This window comes from Vibrio sp. SBT000027, assembly GCF_963894355.1.
Taxonomy (GTDB): Bacteria; Pseudomonadota; Gammaproteobacteria; order Enterobacterales; family Vibrionaceae; genus Vibrio; species Vibrio splendidus.
Map to the genome: position 1 here is coordinate 1,901,830 of NZ_CAWQGD010000001.1, position 13,663 is coordinate 1,915,492.

Annotated in this window: 15 protein-coding genes; 7 read left to right on the plus strand and 8 right to left on the minus strand. The window is 46.1% G+C overall.

The features are described 5' to 3' along the window. Positions 1–72: 72 nt before the first annotated feature. From AACU28_RS08130 to AACU28_RS08160, 7 genes are all read left to right on the plus strand, one after another. Positions 73–759 carry a DNA-3-methyladenine glycosylase I gene (locus AACU28_RS08130; RefSeq protein ID WP_017067459.1) on the plus strand — a complete coding sequence of 229 codons (687 nt, stop codon included), beginning with the start codon at positions 73–75 and terminating at the stop codon, positions 757–759. Between the two features lie 194 nt (positions 760–953). Then, entirely contained in the window at positions 954–1,688 is a 735-nt protein-coding gene (locus AACU28_RS08135) for a GntR family transcriptional regulator (RefSeq protein WP_102482702.1), read from the plus strand. 482 nt (positions 1,689–2,170) lie between these two features. Beyond that, positions 2,171–3,616, plus strand: coding sequence for a xanthine dehydrogenase small subunit (xdhA, locus tag AACU28_RS08140; RefSeq protein WP_065681067.1), 1,446 nt, complete (start codon positions 2,171–2,173; stop codon positions 3,614–3,616). Beyond that, complete coding sequence (gene xdhB / locus AACU28_RS08145) at positions 3,609–6,014, plus strand: xanthine dehydrogenase molybdopterin binding subunit (protein ID WP_121602742.1); 2,406 nt, start codon at positions 3,609–3,611, stop codon at positions 6,012–6,014. The genes xdhA and xdhB overlap by 8 nt, the downstream gene beginning before the upstream one ends. A gap of 54 nt (positions 6,015–6,068) precedes the next feature. Beyond that, positions 6,069–6,950 (plus strand): xanthine dehydrogenase accessory protein XdhC, encoded by an 882-nt coding sequence (gene xdhC, locus AACU28_RS08150; RefSeq protein ID WP_004732871.1) that lies wholly within the window; start codon positions 6,069–6,071, stop codon positions 6,948–6,950. Between the two features lie 59 nt (positions 6,951–7,009). Further along, on the plus strand, positions 7,010–8,344 hold the full coding sequence (guaD, locus tag AACU28_RS08155) for a guanine deaminase (RefSeq protein ID WP_121602743.1): 1,335 nt from the start codon (positions 7,010–7,012) through the stop codon (positions 8,342–8,344). A gap of 286 nt (positions 8,345–8,630) precedes the next feature. Next, on the plus strand, positions 8,631–9,512 hold the full coding sequence (locus AACU28_RS08160; RefSeq protein WP_004732869.1) for an AEC family transporter: 882 nt from the start codon (positions 8,631–8,633) through the stop codon (positions 9,510–9,512). 111 nt (positions 9,513–9,623) lie between these two features. Here AACU28_RS08160 and AACU28_RS08165 read toward each other — a convergent pair whose 3' ends face one another. The 8 genes from AACU28_RS08165 to AACU28_RS08200 all read right to left on the minus strand — a co-directional run bounded on the left by AACU28_RS08165 (position 9,624) and on the right by AACU28_RS08200 (position 13,623). Further along, complete coding sequence (locus AACU28_RS08165; RefSeq protein ID WP_017083073.1) at positions 9,624–10,004, minus strand: carboxymuconolactone decarboxylase family protein; 381 nt, start codon at positions 10,002–10,004, stop codon at positions 9,624–9,626. 60 nt (positions 10,005–10,064) lie between these two features. Next, the gene (locus AACU28_RS08170; protein WP_121602744.1) at positions 10,065–10,421 is read right to left on the minus strand and encodes a MerR family transcriptional regulator; all 357 of its coding nucleotides are present in this window, start codon (positions 10,419–10,421) and stop codon (positions 10,065–10,067) included. A 36-nt stretch (positions 10,422–10,457) separates the two neighbouring features. Then, positions 10,458–10,976, minus strand: coding sequence for a hypothetical protein (locus AACU28_RS08175; RefSeq protein WP_029222168.1), 519 nt, complete (start codon positions 10,974–10,976; stop codon positions 10,458–10,460). A gap of 248 nt (positions 10,977–11,224) precedes the next feature. After that, positions 11,225–11,695 carry a GNAT family N-acetyltransferase gene (locus AACU28_RS08180; protein ID WP_121602745.1) on the minus strand — a complete coding sequence of 157 codons (471 nt, stop codon included), beginning with the start codon at positions 11,693–11,695 and terminating at the stop codon, positions 11,225–11,227. Between the two features lie 76 nt (positions 11,696–11,771). Further along, complete coding sequence (locus AACU28_RS08185; protein ID WP_121602746.1) at positions 11,772–12,245, minus strand: GrpB family protein; 474 nt, start codon at positions 12,243–12,245, stop codon at positions 11,772–11,774. A 16-nt stretch (positions 12,246–12,261) separates the two neighbouring features. Continuing rightward, positions 12,262–12,501, minus strand: coding sequence for a hypothetical protein (locus AACU28_RS08190; protein WP_017092275.1), 240 nt, complete (start codon positions 12,499–12,501; stop codon positions 12,262–12,264). Positions 12,502–12,598: 97 nt separating this feature from the next. Further along, positions 12,599–13,195, minus strand: a complete 597-nt coding sequence (locus AACU28_RS08195) for a DJ-1/PfpI family protein (protein ID WP_121602747.1) — start codon at positions 13,193–13,195, stop codon at positions 12,599–12,601. 47 nt (positions 13,196–13,242) lie between these two features. Next, positions 13,243–13,623: a hypothetical protein gene (locus AACU28_RS08200; protein ID WP_121602748.1), complete on the minus strand. Its 381-nt coding sequence runs from the start codon at positions 13,621–13,623 to the stop codon at positions 13,243–13,245. Between the last annotated feature and the right edge of the window lie 40 nt (positions 13,624–13,663).

A 13,663-nucleotide genomic window follows, 5' to 3' on the forward strand; every position in this document is an offset into this window, starting at 1 on the left:
GCCAAATTTGACCCCATATCATTAAGCATTAGCTACACACTCAAGATACACAGATGTAATTTGGAACCTCCAATGACCCAAGAAAAATTCGACACTATTTATCAACGTGCGGCTCACCGTAAAGGTGGAGCTGCCGAGCTCGAAAAGATTGTTCGCGCGCCCCTTTCCCAAGCCGAGCTATCGCAGATCACCGACGATCGCTGGCTGGCCGCCTTTACCGAAAAGGTATTCCAATGTGGTATTTCATGGAATGTAGTGAGAAAGAAATGGCCGCAATTTGAAGAAGTGTTCTTTGAATTCAATATCGAAAAAATGCTGATGCTGCCGAATGAAATGTGGGAACAGAAAGCACAAGACCCGCGTATTATTCGCCACCTCACCAAAGTGATGACCATCCCTGCCAATGCCACCATGATTCACAATGCCAAGCGTGAAGCCGATTCATTCTCGCAAATGGTTGCCGACTGGCCATCAGAGCGTATCACCGAGCTGTGGGATTACCTGAAAAAACACGGCAAGCGATTAGGTGGTAATACTGGTGCCTACACGCTGCGCCAAATGGGTAAAGACACCTTCATCTTGTCATCAGATGTTGAAGCACACCTACGCAGCACAGACGTGGTTGATAGCGGTCGTAATACCAAGCGAGCACAACTGGCAGCGGGTAAAGCCTTCAACGAATGGCAACAACAGTCAGGTCGTAGCTTGAGCGAAATCAGCCAAATCGTTGCCTACAGCTGCGGTGATAATCGAGTTTAGTTGAATTAAAAATGGCTTAAAGCTAAAGATTGCACACAGTTACCTGCAAACAAAATGTTATAAGTCATTAACAAATAAGCGTGCATCGCACTTTCATCCGGTGGCATTGTATAGATAAATGTATACAATATAGAGTAATACTCATGAATTATTCTCGACCAACCCAACTCGACTAAACAAGGGTCCTTATCTCTATGACAGTTCTCAAAAACTCTGTCTCCAAAGGTGTAAAAACGAAAGTAACAGGCCAGACTCAAGACGATGTTGTTTACTGCCATATCTTCGACGCGATACTAGAACAAAGGCTGCCACCAGCCACCAAATTAAGCGAAGAAGCCTTAGCAGAAATCTTTAGCGTTAGCCGCACCATCATCCGTCGTGCCTTGCTGCGTCTCTCTTTAGAACAAGTTGTGGTGATCCGTCCAAACCGAGGTGCAATGATTGCTGCACCGACAGTGGATGAAGCTAAGCAAATATTTAAAGCACGTGAAGTAATGGAAATTGCTATCACTGAGCTAGCCGTTAAAAACGCAACCAAAGCGCAAATCGAAGAATGCCGAAAGCTCGTTGTAAAAGAGAACTGCGCCTTTGACCAAGGTGACTACGGCTCCGGCTTACGCTTGTCTGGCGAGTTTCATATCAAGCTGGCTGAAATGGCTGAGAATGCGCCACTGCTGGCTTTCCAACGCAGCTTGGTATCGCAAACCTCACTGCTGATCGCTCAGTACGAAACGGGCAACCACTCGAACTGTTCTCTAGACGAACACTCAGGCTTACTGGATGCGATAGAGTCAGGCAACGAACAACAAGCTGTAGAATTGATGCAAGAACACCTAAGCCATATTCGTTCGAAGCTCAACCTAGACAGCAGCACAGCTTCTAGCGACCTGCATGTCGTTTTCTCTGATCTGCTTAAGAGCAAGTCATAGAATATTCAACAAACGCTTAATAACCATCCGTTAACAACTTTTTGTTAACAGCTTTTTATTAACAGCTTTTCGTTAACAAAACTGGAGAGAAGTAAGCCTCTGCGTTTACTTCTCTTTTTTGTGCCCTCTCCTCTAAAAATAAATACGACGATCGACTCACATCCATCTAAAAATGTTGTCTATTCTGCCCTCAACAACGATCTTAGCCTCTATAGAATCACTTCCAACAGTGCCATAAACCCCTCCTTTATCTTGTATACATAGCTATCAATTCATTCACACCATAAAACTGTTCGCCTTTAATTCAACCTCTTATAAAACAAGCAACTAAAGTTAAAATAAAATTGTACACAATCTCCACAAAGGACTATTTGTTGCATTTTTGTAAATAAATAGTTGACCACAGGGTCAGGATGGATAATTATTGACCTAGAAGTCAAAAAGAATACACATGGAAATATGTCGATTTACAAGGAGGTCTCTTGATTACTTTTTTGCTCAATCAGGAAATAAGACGTGAAGATAATCTGTCGCCAAATATGACAGTACTCAACTACCTTCGTACCAAGGTTAATAAAACCGGTACCAAAGAAGGTTGTGGGTCGGGTGACTGTGGTGCATGTACGGTAGTTCTCGGTGAAGTGGTTGATGGACAACTGCAATACCGCTCAGTGAACTCTTGCCTTACGTTCGTTTCAGCGCTGCATGGCAAGCAACTGATCACTGTAGAAGATCTACAAAACCGAGATCGCTCTTTGCACCCAGTGCAGAAAGCAGTGGTGGATTTTCACGGTTCACAGTGTGGTTACTGCACGCCGGGCTTCATCATGTCGATGTTTGCGCTAGGCAAGAACAAACCCGATGCGAGCAAAGAAGACGTCATGGAATCACTGGCGGGTAACCTGTGTCGTTGTACTGGCTACCGACCAATTGTTGATGCTGCGATGTCACTTTCAACAGACCAACCTTTGATCGACCAATTTGCTGAACTTGAACGCAACACCATCAAGAAGCTAGAAGGCATTCAAGACACCGAAGCCAACTTACGCCTTGGTCACCTCACCGCTTTTTCCCCGAAAAGCACTGATGAGCTGGCCAAGCTTTTTCAAGCGCATCCGAACGCTAAGCTGGTTGCTGGCGGCACGGATTTAGCGTTGGAAGTCACACAATTCCATCGCGAGATTGAAACACTGATCAGCGTAAACCTTGTTGAAGATATGAAGGTATGCGAAGAGACCGACACCGATTTAATCATTGGTGCCAACCTTCCTATCAGCGATTCTTACGCACTACTGAAAAAACACTACCCAGATTTTGGTGAGCTACTCCACCGCTTTGCGTCACTGCAAGTACGTAACCAAGGCACCATTGGCGGTAATGTGGCGAATGCCTCGCCTATCGGTGATACCCCTCCTCTACTGATTGCTCTCGACGCGAAGATCAAACTTCGCTGCGGAGACGAGTCACGCACCATGCCAATTGAAGATTACTTCATCAGCTACAAAGTGACAGCGCAGAAAGAGAGTGAGTTTATTGAACAGATCATCATTCCTAAGCCAACCAACGACAGCTTTCGAGCTTACAAAGTGTCGAAACGTTTAGACGACGACATCTCTGCGGTGTGTGGCGCGTTTGATATTCAAATTGAAGATGGCAAGGTTTCTTACGCTCGTATCGCTTTCGGCGGTATGGCAGCAACGCCTAAGCGTGCAACTCGTTGTGAAAATACGTTATTAGGCAAACCGTGGACAGACGCTAATATTAAGTTAGCAATGCAGGAACTGTATAACGACTTTGAGCCGCTATCTGATTTCCGTGCAAGCCAAGAATACCGTTCATTGTCGGCAGCAAATATGTTGCGTCGCTACTTCATTGAGCGACAGAACAAAAACAACCAAATCGAAACAAGGGTAACGTCTTATGTCTAAATCAAGTTCCTCTGGTCACAAGAGCAATGCGATGACCCACGAAGAGATGGTTACCATTGCAAAACAAGACCTAAAAACTGGCGTGGGTAAAAGCGTTAAACACGACAGTGCAGCCAAGCAAGTCACGGGCGAAGCGGTATACATTGACGACCGCCTAGAGTTCCCAAATCAGCTGCACGTATACGCACGCCTGAGCACGCAAGCACACGCCAACATCACCAAGATAGATTTATCGCCGTGTTACGAATTCGAAGGCGTGGCGATTGCCATTCAAGCGAAAGACGTACCGGGTGAGCTGGATATCGGTGCGATTCTTCCAGGTGACCCACTGCTTGCCGACGGCAAAGTCGAATATTACGGCCAACCTGTGATTGCCGTGGCTGCCAACGATTTGGAAACGGCACGTAAAGCCGCACATGCAGCCATTATTGAATACGAAGAACTACCCGCGATTCTTGATGTAAAAGAAGCGCTAGAGAAAGAGCACTTCGTAACAGAAAGCCACACTCAACAGCGTGGTGACTCGAAAGCCGCACTGGCAAAAGCAAAACACGTGATCTCTGGCGACCTAGAGATCGGCGGACAAGAACACTTCTACCTAGAAACTCAAATCAGTAGCGTGATGCCAACCGAAGACGGAGGCATGATCGTGTACACCTCGACTCAAAACCCGACCGAAGTTCAAAAACTGGTTGCGGAAGTGATTGGCGTACCAATGCACAAAGTCGTGATTGATATGCGTCGTATGGGTGGTGGTTTCGGGGGTAAAGAGACTCAAGCAGCCTCTCCAGCGTGTATGGCCGCGGTGATTGCTCACCTCACCGGACGACCAACCAAAATGCGTCTGCTACGTAATGAAGACATGCAGCAAACTGGTAAACGCCACCCGTTCTACAATCAATATACGGTCGGTTTTGACGACAATGGTGTGATTCAAGGTGCCGATATTACCGTTGCAGGTAACTGTGGCTATTCACCAGACTTATCAAGTTCTATCGTAGACCGCGCAATGTTCCACTCAGACAACGCCTATTACCTAGGTGATGCAACTGTAGTGGGTCATCGATGCAAAACCAACACGGCATCGAATACCGCTTACCGTGGCTTTGGTGGCCCGCAAGGCATGATGACCATTGAACACATCATGGATGAGATTGCGCGTTACCTGAAAAAAGATCCTTTGGAAGTACGTAAGGCGAACTACTACGGCGAAGAAGGCCGTAACGTGACTCATTACTACCAAACCGTTGAAGACAACTTTTTACCTGAGATAACCGAACAGCTTGAACGCAGCAGTGACTATCACGCACGTCGTAAAGAAATCGCTGAGTTCAACAAGCAGAGCCCTATCTTGAAGAAAGGCCTTGCTATCACGCCAGTGAAATTCGGTATCTCGTTTACTGCGACTTTCTTGAACCAAGCAGGTGCGCTCATCCATATCTACACCGATGGCAGTATTCATTTGAATCACGGTGGTACGGAAATGGGGCAAGGCTTGAACATCAAAGTGGCACAAATCGTTGCACAGGAGTTCCAAGTCGATGTCGAACGTATCCAGATCACCGCTACAAACACAGACAAAGTTCCGAACACATCACCAACCGCAGCCTCATCGGGCACCGACCTCAACGGTAAGGCCGCGCAAAACGCCGCAATGACCATTAAGCAACGCCTGATTGACTTCGCTTCTTCGCACTTCAAAGTGTGGCCTGAAGAGGTTGTGTTTAAGAACGGCATGGTGCAGATCCGCGACGAGATCATGACCTTCAACTCGTTTGTTGAACTGGCTTGGTTTAACCAAATCTCGCTGTCGAGCACTGGTTTCTACCGCACTCCGAAGATCTATTACGATCACGAGAAAGCACGCGGTCGCCCGTTCTACTACTACGCATACGGAGCATCTTGTTCAGAAGTTATCGTCGATACCCTAACCGGCGAGAACAAGATTCTACGTGTCGATATTTTGCATGACGTGGGCGCTTCATTGAACCCAGCAATTGATATCGGCCAAGTCGAAGGTGGCTTTGTGCAAGGTGTCGGTTGGTTAACCACGGAAGAGTTGGTTTGGAACCAGCAAGGCCGCTTGATGACCAATGGTCCTGCGAGTTACAAGATCCCGGCGATTGCTGATATGCCAATTGATTTCAGAACGCATCTTTTAGAAAACCGTAACAACCCAGAAGACACCGTCTTCAACTCGAAAGCCGTGGGTGAACCGCCTTTCATGTTGGGTATGTCGGTATGGAGCGCACTGAAAGACGCAATCAGCTATGTCGCCGTCGATGGCGCGATTCCTAAGCTCAACACACCTGCAACGCCAGAACGTATTCTGATGGCGATTCAGGAAGTCACTGAAACGACTCCGACTTCGGTCGATGCTCAATCAGAAACGGCTTAGGGCTCATATCGATCGTTTAGCTTGGGAAGCATAAAAAGGGATTTAGGAGGACATATGTTTAAGGATAATTGGATTCACGAACTGGCAAAACTGGAAGAGAACTACGAACCGTGTGTAATGGTGACAGTACTTGAAGACAGAGGCTCCGTTCCACGCGATGCGGGCACCAAAATGCTTGTCACTCGTGACCGAATCATCGCTACGATTGGTGGTGGTCACCTTGAACATGTGGCTACTAAAATGGCGCGTGAGATGCTGATTGCCAGCGAGAAATCACTCAAAGTGGAACGCTTCAACCTAGGTGCTCGTTTAGGTCAATGTTGTGGCGGAATGGCAACGTTAAGCTTTGAGCCGATTGGCACTCAGCAGAACCATCTTGTGCTGTTTGGCGCAGGTCATGTTGCCAAAGCGCTGCTGCACATTGTCGCAACCCTACCCTTCCGTGTGACCTGGATTGATGAGCGTGAAGAAGTATTTCCTGAAACGCTACCACACGGTGTGAAAAAGCTTGTCTCAGACGATCCAGTCGGTGAAGTGAAACACATGCCACCGAACAGCTACTACCTAGTGATGACGCACAACCACCAGCTCGATTTCGATTTAACCAAAGCGATTATCGACCGTGAAGACAGCCGTTACTTCGGCATGATTGGCTCGCTTACTAAGCGCAAGAAGTTCGACTTCCGCTTAGAGCAACGCGGCTATAGCCAAGAACAAATTGAAACTATGCTTTGCCCGATTGGCATTAGTGCGGTGAATGGCAAACATCCTGCCGAAATTGCAGTATCGGTTGCTGGTGAACTGATCGCACACTATCAAGGGCAAGCACTTGAACAAAAGCGCCCAACCAAACAATATCGAAATCAGGATTTGACCGATCAACACAGTCAACCAAGCGACGTAGGCGAACCACCATTGGAAGAGAAGATCGCCTAACACAAGTCGCAAAGCTTCAGTGGCCATAACGTCGCTGAAGTCATTAAAAGGAAGTAAACATGACAACGCAACGCAAAGCTTATCGCGCCAGCATTTTACACAGCGTCGCCGACCCAAAAGATGTCGGTATCGATGAGTCTTACGACTATTTTGAAGACGGTGTTTTAGTGGTTGAGAACGGCCATGTCGTCGACTTAGGCCATGCCGATGAGGTATTGGCTCGCCAACCTAAAACACTCGAAGTTAAAGAATACAAAGACAAACTGATCACCTCTGGCTTTATTGATACGCACATCCACTACCCTCAAACAGGGATGATCGCGTCTTACGGTGAGCAGCTACTTGATTGGTTAGAGAACTACACCTTCCCAGAAGAAAAGCGCTTCAAAAATCCAGTTTACGCACACAAAGTGGCAAAGCTATTCTTAGACGAACTGGCGAGCAACGGCACCACCACAGCACTCGTGTTTGGCACGGTCCACAAAGAGTCGGTTAACGTATTCTTTGAAGAAGCCGAGAAGCGTAACCTACGCATGATTGCAGGTAAGGTATTGATGGATCGCAACGCGCCTGATTACCTCACCGACACACCGGAATCTGGCTATGCTGACTCCAAGGAACTGATTGAGAAATGGCACAACCGCAGCCGACTACTTTATGCTGTGACGCCTCGTTTTGCGCCAACCAGCACACCAGAGCAACTTGCCACTGTCGGTAAACTGCTAGAAGAATATCCAGACGTGTACATGCACACTCACCTTTCTGAAAACGAGAAAGAGATTGAGTGGGTGAAGGCTCTATTCCCAGAGCGCGACAGCTACTTGGATGTATACGATCATTATGGCTTGCTGCACAAACGTTCAGTTTTCGCACACGGCATTCACTTATCTGATTGCGAGTGTAAGCGCCTTGCCGATACTGAATCGGCCATCGCCTTTTGCCCAACTTCGAACTTGTTCTTAGGCTCCGGTTTGTTCCGATTACCAGAGATGGAAGATCACGGTATTCGTGTCGGCGTGGGTACTGATGTAGGCGCAGGCACCAGCTTCTCAATCCTGCAAACAATGAGTGAAGCGTACAAGATCATGCAGTTACAGCATAAGAAACTGCACCCGGCTAAATCGCTGTTCTTGGCAACACTAGGCGGCGCACGTTCGCTGCATTTAGAAGACAAGATTGGTAACTTGGAAGTCGGAAAAGAAGCGGATTTCGTGGTGTTGGATCTACACGCAACTCAGCTGATGCGCTTTAGAATGGAACAAACCACCAAGCTTGAAGAAAAACTTTTTGTATTGATGAGCTTAGGTGACGACAGAACCGTTAGCGAGACTTACATCTACGGCGAAAAAGCTTATGACGTGAATTTCAAAGATTACAAAAAGCTCGTTAGCTAGACTTAAAACCGAGTAACAATCGCTAGACAACGACAGCCGTCGTTAATTAAAAATCCGTCCAGATTTATCTAGCCTTTAAAGACCAGTTGCTGATGCCACTGGTCTTTTTTGTGCTTCATTCAAAGAAATATAAATTAACCGCTCACAGACAACGATCTTCGGTGACGCCAAGTCATTATATTGATAGGTTAATGTTTATACATCTCGACTTTATGCTTCGTTTGGCGTCTCTCTAAAACATTCGTTTCTCAGCTAAATGGAAGCACCCAATCTAGAAAGGAATTCTATGTTCGAACAGGTCGTCAGCATTCTGTTTCCCGTTTTTGCTTTAGCCAGTGCTGGCTTTGCGGTAGGTCGTTGGCTCAAGCCCGATTTCAAACCGATCAATCGCATCAACATGGATGTCTGTATTCCTGCGCTAGTGTTTGCCTCGCTGACTACCATGCCTCTCGACACCGAACAACTGCCACTCATCACCGCTTCTTTGGTCGCGGTGTTGGTGCCCGCTTTATTGATGATACCAATCTGTAAGATCTTTAAGCTCAACTTCAAAGCTTGGGCTCCGCCACACATGTTCCGCAACAGTGGCAACCTCGCGATTCCTCTGTTCACGTATACCTTTGGCGAGAGCGCATTAGCCCCTGCTGTACTGCTGTTTGTGGTATCAGCGTGTGTGCATATTAGTGTGGGGTTGGCGTTACTAAGTGAAGGTAATCCGATCAAGCAGATCCTCAAGATGCCGATATTCTTAGCCGCAGCATTAGCGATGACGCTCAACTTATCTGGCATTGCAGTGTGGAATCCAATCTACGAAGCAACATCGCTACTCGGCCAAGCAGCCGTGCCCATCATGCTGTTGTCGTTGGGTTCGCAAATGGTGAACTTGAAGCTAAGCGGACTCAAAGTTGGCTTGCTGTGTACGGCTCAATCGCTGTTTACTGGTGCCATCGCCTTCGCCATCATCTACTTCTTTATCCCGCTGCCTACGCTGCATCTTCAGATGATGGTGCTGTTCACCATGCTGCCACCCGCCGTGATGAACTACCTGTTCGCAGAAAGGTTCAATGTCGAGCCGCCCAAGGTCGCATCTATGGTGTTGTTCGGTAACTTCCTAAGTGTGGTCACCTTGCCTATCTTGTTGTCATTCGCGCTGTCTATGTCATCTTAAAGAACCGCGAACCTTCAGGTTTACGACCTTTAAAACTTAGCCAATCAATAAAAAGGGAGCGCAACTTAGCAAAGTTGACGCTCCCTTTTCAGACTATATTTTCTATTTATCTCAAGCTGTGCCTCTCTCCGCAAGCACCTCTTTAAATGCGAACATGCCATTTAACGCCGCTGGGAATCCCGCATACACCGACATCTGCAGTATCACTTCTTTAATCTCTTCCTCGCTGCATCCAACATTGAGTGCCGCATTCAAATGCACCTTAAGCTGAGGGGCACAATTACCGAGTGCGGTAAGGGCAGCAACGGTCGCGATCTCTCGTGATTTCAAATCCAAGCCGGGGCGTGAATAGATATCACCAAAAGGATACTCGATAGTATATTTGGCAAGATCAGGGCAGATGTCTTGCAGGCTTTCAATAACCTGTTGCCCTGCTTCTCCGTCGATATGATTAAGTCTTTCTAAGCCAATGTCGAAACGTGATTGGTTCATGAGTCTGTTCCTGTATTTATAGTTCACAGGAACACCTTACAAGTTAGAGTCGACTCTAAGTCAACGGACTTTTCCATCTCGATACAAACTAATTTTTTCTTCCAATGCTGCCATGTGTTTTTGTTGTTCTTCGATATGAGCTCGCAAATTCTGTTGATGTTGTTCGAGCAACACTTGACGCTGCGAAACAGATTCTGGCCCTAACTCCCTTAGCTTTGCGTATTCTAAAATCTCATCCAGTGGCATTGCGGTGTCTTTTAAGCGCTTCACGAACTCAATCCAGGTAACGTCCTTCGATGTATAGACTCGATGACCGCTACTGTTCCGCTGAACATTTTTCAACAAGCCGATTTTTTCATAGTAGCGAAGCGTGTGAACCGACAAACCCACCAACTGAGAAAACTCACTCACATTCATTACTTCACCTTTTCTATCTGGGTATAGGAACTCAAACTATGCGCACTTATCTAATTTGAGCTCTGCGGTGACTTTCGTCAAACGTAACGCAATCGCAAAACACACTAAGTAAGGACTCACATACCAAAAGATACTTTCTAGTGGCTGCTTCACCTGCGCTTCTCTGGTTTTTATGTATTGGTTTTTCTGCATCTCATACTGACTCAGCATACCATCCACCCACACGGCGTCACTTTCCACCAGCGATACGCTAGGCGCAGGAACCGTAAAATCCGATGCGTTGGGTAACAAGGTGAAATCGACATCTTTGAACGTGATGGCCGTATTCAAATACCACAAACACGCTTCATGGTGCTGAGCGTGATTATCTAAAGATGGTTGACCGGTGCAGGTATCACTTCGCAGCTTATCCAAAGAAAACTGCTGAACCGATTCTAAAATCGCCACCGCTCTGGTTTGTTCGGTTTCAACCCAATCACCCGCTACTTTCGCACGAATCTCAGACACTGCACCCAGCATCCCGATACCCGCTAGAAACGGCCATAAATAATCCATGAGCTTCCACTTTCGTCGGCTCAAGTTGAACCCACACCAAATCGGAAGATGAAAAAGGAACGTTAGCCCAAGCGATAGCAAAACGAAATTCAAAGAGCTAGAGAGCATGAGTTCGCTATCAAAGAAGTTCTTCATAATGAGAGACTTGCCTGTATAACAAAGAGAAATTTGATACTAGGTTTGATATTAGAAAAGAGTGTAAGGGGAAAGTAAAAACAGCACCAACCATTGGAGTTAGCGCTGTTTATTTAAGCAAGTAGCGGCTTTTCCATCGGGATGCAATCGAGGCTAATACCTCTAGGAGAGTGATAAGTGGAAAGTTCATCACCGATAAAACCACACGAACGATAAAATTCCGCAGCATTCAGGGTCGATTCTAGCTTCATTAACGGCAAGTTGTGTTGAATCGCTAGTTCCTCTAAGAACTGCAACATCTGCTTCGCTGCGCCTTTTCCGGAAAAATCTGGGTCCACAAAAATAGCATCAATCATACCGGTTTCGATGTTGATTTTACCGCTGCCAATTACTCGACCATCAACTTCTGAAACGTGAAAGGTTTGGACTACATCGCTTATGAATCCATCAGACATTCCACCCTGCGTCCATATTGACAGCTGTTCTTCTGAGTAATAAGCCGAGCACTTCTCGACAATGGCACGGCTTCGAATATCGAAAATATCCTGAGCATCAGACTCAGCCGCTTTTCTAATTGTAATCATAAGCCTACCTCAAGGAATCAATGGAAAATGTAAAGCCAGTCTGTGTCACTAACCCAATCTATCACAAGACGACTTGCTATTTCACCGCCAGCACATGCTCTATATAAGCCGACTTCTTTTCACGGTACTTTTCTTGAGACCAACCTGCACAACCCATTTTGAGGGTGTTGTATTGCTGAACTAATGCCGGGGTCGCACGTAGCTTGTCACGAAACCTTAGAAAGCATTCGAACTCAGAACCACTGGCGACCACTTGCAACGCCACATCATCCCCTAATGTAGACTCCAACATACACAGTTCCGGCGTTCTTAAGGTATCGAGTTTCTCTGTAAAGCCGAGTGTTGTGAGTCTCTCTATAACATCCTCAAATGCGCCAAGATCAACACCTACGAAGATATCTAGATCGCTCTTAGACACGGCAAAAGGAATAGAAGATGCGCCTACGTGCTCAACTCTCGCATTAGGGATTAGCGTTTTGATGTCACGTTCGTATCGGACAAACAGCTCGTTGCAAGCCGCTTGGTATTGTTCCGCGGGGTAAAATTTCATATATCCTTACTCCGAATCACAAACTATTGAACACACCAATTGCTAACAGAAACAATACGATGCTAATAGCTCCAATATAAGAGATTCTGGTTCGCTCTTTTTCAGTTGGAATCAATGGGGGGAAGCGCCCCAATGTGAATACTTTACAAACTATCCAGCCAGCTCCGTAACCAATGAACTCAATCAATATCGACTGAAACAGATACCTAAAGAATGAGCTCAATGCCCTAAAATACGCGACTATCAAGTCTTCCATTTTTTGTCCTAACTAAAGTCAATTTGGACTAAAAATGCCATGGGTAGAGATTCATATCAAGAACCTTATACAGGACTGCGCACGCAATGAATCAATTTTAAACGTAAGTACTTACTATCGACATGCAATGATTCACAGAGTCTTTTTTCTCACCAACAGGCGCAACATAGTGAATTGCAGCTTCGGCATGTGCTTGGTCTGCGAGTTTACTGATAACCCATGCTGCTAAGTATTTGGACGACAAGCATCCACCCGCTGTAGCAATGTTGCCTGCCGCATAAAACGGCTGATCCAACACGGTCACACCGGATTCAATTACCCATGGCTTCGTTGTTAAATCAGTACAGGCTGGAACTTGATTCAGTAACCCCAATACCGACATTAACAAAGTCCCTGAGCATTGACCGCCAATCAATTGTGCTTGTGGGTTAAGGCTTAACCTTGAGAGTAATTTAGCGTCTTGGGCGATATCGCGGGTCAACATGCTACTACCAAACAACACCGCATCAGCAGTATTGGCAAACTCCAAAGGTTGCTGAGATTGAATTGTGACTCCATTCATTGAAGTCACTGATTCTGTAGGGCTAGTAATCTGCACATTCCAGCCAAACTCTTTCATACGGTTCAAAATACCCGAGGCGATGAAAGAGTCCAGTTCGTTAAATCCGTCAAATGTTAGTACAGCAATATCCATATTTATCCTTTCCTAAATCACTACACTTACGACTATTTTTCAAATAGTTAGTCGCAACGCCCTTTGATATTACCAACAAACATGTTTGCGCCGTTAAAGCCACCAAAACCATTTATCGAGTTAGTGTAAACCACTTTTTCTTTCTCAGGGTAAACAGCCCAAGTCTCAACAGTTGATTTGCCGTCAGTACCAACATCTGCGCAAATTAGAGTGGATGAACCAACCTGAAAGCAATTCATATTATTTGGAGATACGCTACTTTCCTCACCTTTAAACTCAACGATGAACTTTTGAGATGAAATACCATCTTTATCAATTTCAAAGCTTTCAAATTGACGAGTAGAAAAACCTTTGAGATCACCTACAACAAAGCAACTAGCTTGTACTGTAAATGACAATAGGGCCCAAACAACAACGATATATTTCATCTCTTCTCCAGAGCGCTAACAGAAGTTAATTCGGCTCACT